This window comes from Sphingomonas bacterium, assembly GCF_903644135.1.
GTDB lineage: Bacteria > Pseudomonadota > Alphaproteobacteria > Sphingomonadales > Sphingomonadaceae > Sphingomonas.
The window spans coordinates 1-5,448 of sequence record NZ_CAHJXA010000189.1 but is presented as its reverse complement, the minus strand read 5'-3'; the positions used below and the strand labels follow the sequence as shown (position 1 = coordinate 5,448).

Below are 5,448 nucleotides of genomic sequence, written 5' to 3'. Positions count from 1 at the left end.
CTATCGCACCCACACCTGCGCCGCGCTGGAGGCGGCGAACGTCGGCGAGACCGTTCGCCTGTCGGGCTGGGTTCACCGCCGCCGCGACCATGGTGGCGTGTTGTTCGTCGACCTGCGTGACCATTACGGCCTGACCCAGATCGTCGCCGATGCCGACTCGCCCGCGCTGGCGACGCTCGAAAGCGTGCGTGTCGAGTCGGTCGTCACCATCGACGGGGTGGTGAAGCGCCGCTCGGAGGCGACGGTGAACCCCAATCTCGCCACCGGCGAGATCGAGGTGTTCGCGGCTGCCGTCACCGTCCAGTCGGCCGCGCAGGAGCTGCCGATGCCGGTCGCTGGCGAGGCGGAGTATCCCGAGGACATTCGTCTCACCAACCGCTTCCTCGACCTGCGCCGCGAACGCATCCACGCCAACATCGTCCTGCGCAGCCAGGTGATCGCCAGCATCCGCCAACGCATGATCGGCCAGGGCTTCACCGAATTCCAGACGCCGATCCTGACCGCCTCGAGCCCGGAGGGCGCGCGCGACTATCTTGTCCCCAGCCGCGTCCATCCCGGCAAGTTCTACGCGCTTCCGCAGGCCCCGCAGATGTTCAAGCAGCTGCTGATGGTCGCCGGCTTCGACCGCTATTTCCAGATCGCGCCCTGCTTCCGCGACGAGGATGCTCGCGCCGACCGATCGCCCGGCGAGTTCTACCAGCTCGATTTCGAAATGAGCTTCGTGACGCAGGACGATGTGTTCGCGGCGATCGAGCCGGTGCTGCACGGCGTATTCGAGGAGTTCGCCGACTGGCAGGGCAAGGGCCGCACCGTGTCGGCGCTGCCCTTCCGCCGCATCCCGTATCGGGAGTCGATGCTCCGCTACGGCAACGACAAGCCGGACCTGCGCAACCCGATCCTGATCACCGACGTGAGCGAGCAGTTCGTCGGCTCCGGCTTTGGCCGCTTCGCCTCCATCGTCGAGGCGGGCGACGTGGTCCGCGCGATCCCAGCCCCGGGCACCGCCGAGAAGAGCCGCAAATTCTTCGACGACATGAACGGCTGGGCGCAGGGGGAGGGGTTCGCAGGCCTCGGCTACGCCACCCGCAAGGGCGGCGAATGGGGTGGGCCGATCGCCAAGAATCATGGCGAGGACAAGATGACCGCGATGGCCGACGCGCTCGGGCTCGGGCCCGATGACGGCCTGTTCTTCGCTGCCGGCAAGGAGGCACAGGCGGCCAAGCTCGCCGGTCTGGCCCGCACCCGCGTTGCCGACCAGCTTGGCCTGATCGACGACACTCGCTTCGAGTTCTGCTGGATCGTTGACTTTCCGATGTTCGAGTATGACGAGGACGCAAAGAAGGTCGACTTCAGCCATAACCCCTTTTCCATGCCGCAGGGCGAGCTGGAGGCGCTGGAGAGCAAGGACCCGCTCGACATCCTGGCGTACCAGTATGACATCGTCTGCAACGGCATCGAGCTGTCGTCGGGCGCGATCCGCAATCACCGGCTTGAGATCATGTATAAGGCGTTCGAGATCGCCGGCTATACCCGCGAGGACGTCGACACCAACTTCGCCGGCATGATCAACGCCTTCAAGTTCGGCGCGCCGCCGCATGGCGGGTCGGCACCCGGGATCGACCGCATCGTCATGCTGCTCGCCGACGAGCCGAACATCCGCGAGGTCATCGTCTTCCCGATGACGCAAAAGGCGGAGGACCTGATGATGGGCGCGCCCAGCTTCGTGTCGGCGCGCCAGCTCAAGGAGCTCAACCTGCGCTCGACCGCGGACGGGCCGAAGGACGTCGATAAGGCGGTCGCTCCCGCCGCCGGCTGACGCAAAGGCTGGCCGCCGCCGCGTGCGCGTGTCATCAGCCGGCCGGGGCCAGGGATCGGGGAGGGGCATGGCGGACACAGCAAGCGACGTGCCGCAAGGCTTCAGCCGCCGCCTCGGCGTGGTCGGTGTCCTGCTGCTGACGCTGTCGGTCGCGACGCCGGCATCGTCGGTGTTCGTAATCGCGCCCGACATGCTGCGCGGCGCGGGCACCGGCACGTTATGGGCGCTGATCCTCGCCGCGATCGTCTGCGTGGCGACGGGGTATATCTATGCCGAACTATCCTCCGCCTTTCCGGTGGCAGGCGGCGAGTATGTCATGGTCACCCATACTTTGGGGCCGCTGGCAGGCTTCGTGATGCTGGGCGTCAACGTCTTCAACAACCTGATCTTCCTGCCGGTCGCGGGACTGGGGATCAGCGAGGTGCTGGGCTCGGTGATCCCCGGCCTGCCGGCGGTGCCGACCGCGGTGGCGGTGGTCGCGGCGTGCGCGCTGGTCGGCATCCTCGACATCCGGCTGAACGCCTTCGTCACCGGCACTTTCCTGCTGATCGAGGTGCTGGCGCTCGCGGCGGTGTCGGTGCTCGGCCTGGTCCATGCGGCGCGCAATCCGCTCGACTTTCTGCTGCATCCGGTGGCGGTGCAGAACGGCGCGCTGGCACCCGTCTCGTTCGCCTCGATCGGGGTGACGGCGGCGATCGCGCTGTTCGCGCTCAACGGCTATGGCGCGGCAGTCTATTTCGGTGAGGAGATGGAGCAGGCACCGACCCGCATCGCCCGCACCGTCATGCTCGCGCTGGTTGCGACCCTGGTGCTGGAGGGCACGCCGATCGTGGCGGCGCTGGTCGGCAGCCCGGACCTGATCCGCCTGTTCACGGTCGACAATCCGTTTGGCGCGCTGGTGCGCGAGCGGGGCTCGCTGGGCCTGGTACAATGGGTGTCGGTCGGGGTGGCGTTGGCGATCGTCAACGCGATCATCGCCTGGGTGCTCGCCTGCGCGCGCTTCTTCTATTCGACCGCGCGCGACGGCTGCTGGGGGCGGCCAATCGATCGCTGGCTGCTCGCCATCCATCCGCGCTTCGGGTCGCCATGGATCGGCACCCTGATCATCGGTGCGGTCGCCATCGGGCTGTGCTTCGTCCCGCTGCGGCTGCTGGAGCTGTGGAGCGGCACCGGGTTGATCGCGATCTATCTCGGTATCGCACTCGCCGCCATGGTGGGGCGCGCCAACGGGATCACCACTGCGGCACCCTATCGGATGCCGTTCTACCCGCTCGCCCCGATCGTCACCTTCGCGGCGCTGGGCTATGTGACGCTGACCAACAGCTGGGACGCGGAGGGGCGCTGGGCGCTGATCGCGACGCTGGTGCAGGTGGCGGTGTCGATCGCCTATTACCTGCTGGTGCTGCGCCCGCGTGGAGCCTGGACGGCGCGGATACCCGCGGTCGAGTCGGTCATTCCGGCATCTGCGACGAGTGATGCTCGATGATCTTCCAGCCGTCGCCCTCGCGCCGATAGACGAAGGTGAAGCGGCACGGTGCTTCGCTCGCCACGCCGCCGTCGGTCAGCGTAAAGACGTAGAGGCCGGAGTTGATCGCAATCTCGCCGAAGACGCGCACGTTGGATTGGGTCAGCACACCGCGCGGCTGCTTCTTCAGGAACCCAACGAAATAATTGACGATCGCCGTCCGGTCGCGCCGCACCTGATTGGACAGCGTCGGCAGCAGGATTGCGTCGTCCGCGTACAGCGCAGCCACCCGATCGGGGTCGCGGGTCTGCAACGCCCCATTCCAATCGTCGAACAGGCTTTCTATCGTGTCGGTCACGGCCGCACTCCCTAAATGGCGCGGTGGTCATAATCGCTTGATCGCCGACCCGCTACTGGGCCGCGCGAGTTGTGCCGCGCGGTCGCGATCGCTATCTGAGATGCATGAACGAGATGACGCCGCTGGCCCGCTCCCCCCGCGAGCGCAAGCCCGACTGGATCAGGGTCAAGGCACCGACCAGCATCGGCTTCGGCGAGACCAAGGCGATGATGCGCCGCCTCGGCCTCAACACCGTCTGCGAGGAGGCGGCCTGCCCCAATATCGGCGAGTGCTGGACCAAGAAGCACGCGACGGTGATGATCCTGGGCGACACCTGCACCCGCGCTTGCGCCTTCTGCAACGTCAAGACCGGGATGCCGCGCGCCGTCGACCCGCTGGAGCCGCAGCACACCGCCGATGCCGCCGCCGAGCTGGGGCTGAGCCATATCGTCATCACCTCGGTCGACCGCGACGACTTGCCCGACGGCGGCGCGTCGCAGTTCGTCAAGGTGATCGAGGCGTTGCGCCGCACGACGCCGGCGACGACGATCGAGATCCTGACCCCCGACTTCCGCAACAAGGCGCAGGCCGCGGTCGAGTCGATCGTCGAGGCGCGCCCCGACGTCTACAACCATAATCTGGAGACGGTGCCGCGGCTCTATCCGACGATCCGCCCGGGCGCGCGCTATTACGCCTCGCTGCGGCTGCTGGAGAGCGTCAAGCGCCACGATCCGTCGATCTTCACCAAGTCGGGCGTGATGATGGGCTTGGGCGAGCAGCGGCTGGAGGTGCATCAGGTGATGGACGACATGCGCTCGGCCGACATCGATTTCCTGACCATGGGCCAGTATCTCCAGCCCACCCCGCGCCACGCCAAGGTCGCCGAGTTCGTCACCCCCAAGGCGTTCGACGCCTATGCCGGCATCGCCCGCGCCAAAGGCTTCCTGCTCGTCGCTGCCTCGCCGCTGACTCGGTCGAGCTACCACGCCGGCGACGACTTCGCGAAGATGCGCGCCGCGCGGGAGGCGAAGCTCGGGCGGGTCCATGCCCAAGCATAAGGAGACCCGCCACCTGCCCTACACGGCCGAGCAGATGTTCGATCTGGTCGCCGACGTGAAGCGCTATCCCGAGTTCCTGCCCTGGGTCTCGGCCATGCGGGTGCGGCAGGACGGGCCGGGCGAGACAATGGCCGACATGGTCGTCGGCTTCAAAGGTCTGCGCGAGACCTTCACCAGCCGTATCCGCAAGACCCGGCCTGACACGATCACCGTCGACTACATTGATGGTCCGCTCAAGTTCCTGCGCAACGAATGGCGGTTCGTGCCCGAGCCGGGCGGCAGCGCCGTCGAGTTCGCGGTGGACTTCGCCTTCAAGAACCGGGTGTTCGAGCTGCTGGCGGGGCAGGTGTTCCAGGGCGCGTTGCGGCGCATGACGGGCGCGTTCGAGACCCGGGCGGCTTCGCTCTACGGCGCGTCGCTGCGGGGCGCGGCCGGCAGCAGCAGTTCGAGCGCGCACAGCGCCGCCTGAAGGCGGATGCCGCCACGGCCGAGGTCGCCAAAGTCGCGGCGCTCGGCATGGACGTCGCCCGGATCGGCACCCTTGACGGCGCGGGCGAACACGACGGTGCCGACCGGCTTCTTGGCACTGCCGCCGCCGGGCCCGGCAACGCCGGTGATCGCCACCGCGACATCGGCCCCGCTCCTGGCGAGCGCGCCCTGCGCCATGCTCCAGGCGACCGCGATCGACACCGCCCCGAACGTCTCCAGCACGTCGTCGCTGACCCCGAGCAGCGCCAGCTTCGCATCGTTGGAATAGGTGACGAATCCCGCC

The 5,448-nt window shown here is 67.6% G+C and carries 6 protein-coding genes; 4 read left to right on the top strand and 2 right to left on the bottom strand.

The window, feature by feature from the left end; translation table 11 throughout:
* Positions 1-1,816, top strand: a 1,816-nt coding sequence (aspS, locus tag HUU96_RS10495; RefSeq protein ID WP_254605180.1) for an aspartate--tRNA ligase, incomplete at its 5' end; no start/stop codon positions are given.
* Between the two features lie 67 nt (positions 1,817-1,883).
* Positions 1,884-3,302: an APC family permease gene (locus tag HUU96_RS10490; protein WP_174292753.1), complete on the top strand. Its 1,419-nt coding sequence runs from the start codon at positions 1,884-1,886 to the stop codon at positions 3,300-3,302.
* Here the strand turns inward: HUU96_RS10490 and HUU96_RS10485 are convergent.
* Positions 3,268-3,639: an SgcJ/EcaC family oxidoreductase gene (locus HUU96_RS10485; RefSeq protein ID WP_174292752.1), complete on the bottom strand. Its 372-nt coding sequence runs from the start codon at positions 3,637-3,639 to the stop codon at positions 3,268-3,270. The two genes, HUU96_RS10490 and HUU96_RS10485, sit on opposite strands and share 35 nt — an antisense overlap.
* A 104-nt stretch (positions 3,640-3,743) precedes the next feature.
* Here HUU96_RS10485 and lipA point away from each other — a divergent pair, with 104 nt between their 5' ends.
* Both lipA and HUU96_RS10475 read left to right on the top strand, forming a co-directional pair.
* Complete coding sequence (gene lipA / locus HUU96_RS10480) at positions 3,744-4,676, top strand: lipoyl synthase (protein ID WP_174292751.1); 933 nt, start codon at positions 3,744-3,746, stop codon at positions 4,674-4,676.
* Positions 4,663-5,145, top strand: a complete 483-nt coding sequence (locus HUU96_RS10475) for a type II toxin-antitoxin system RatA family toxin (RefSeq protein WP_174292750.1) — start codon at positions 4,663-4,665, stop codon at positions 5,143-5,145. Before lipA ends, HUU96_RS10475 begins: the two co-directional genes overlap by 14 nt.
* Here HUU96_RS10475 and HUU96_RS10470 read toward each other — a convergent pair.
* Positions 5,082-5,448, bottom strand: a 367-nt coding sequence (locus HUU96_RS10470) for a CinA family protein (protein ID WP_174292749.1), incomplete at its 5' end; no start/stop codon positions are given. The two genes, HUU96_RS10475 and HUU96_RS10470, sit on opposite strands and share 64 nt — an antisense overlap.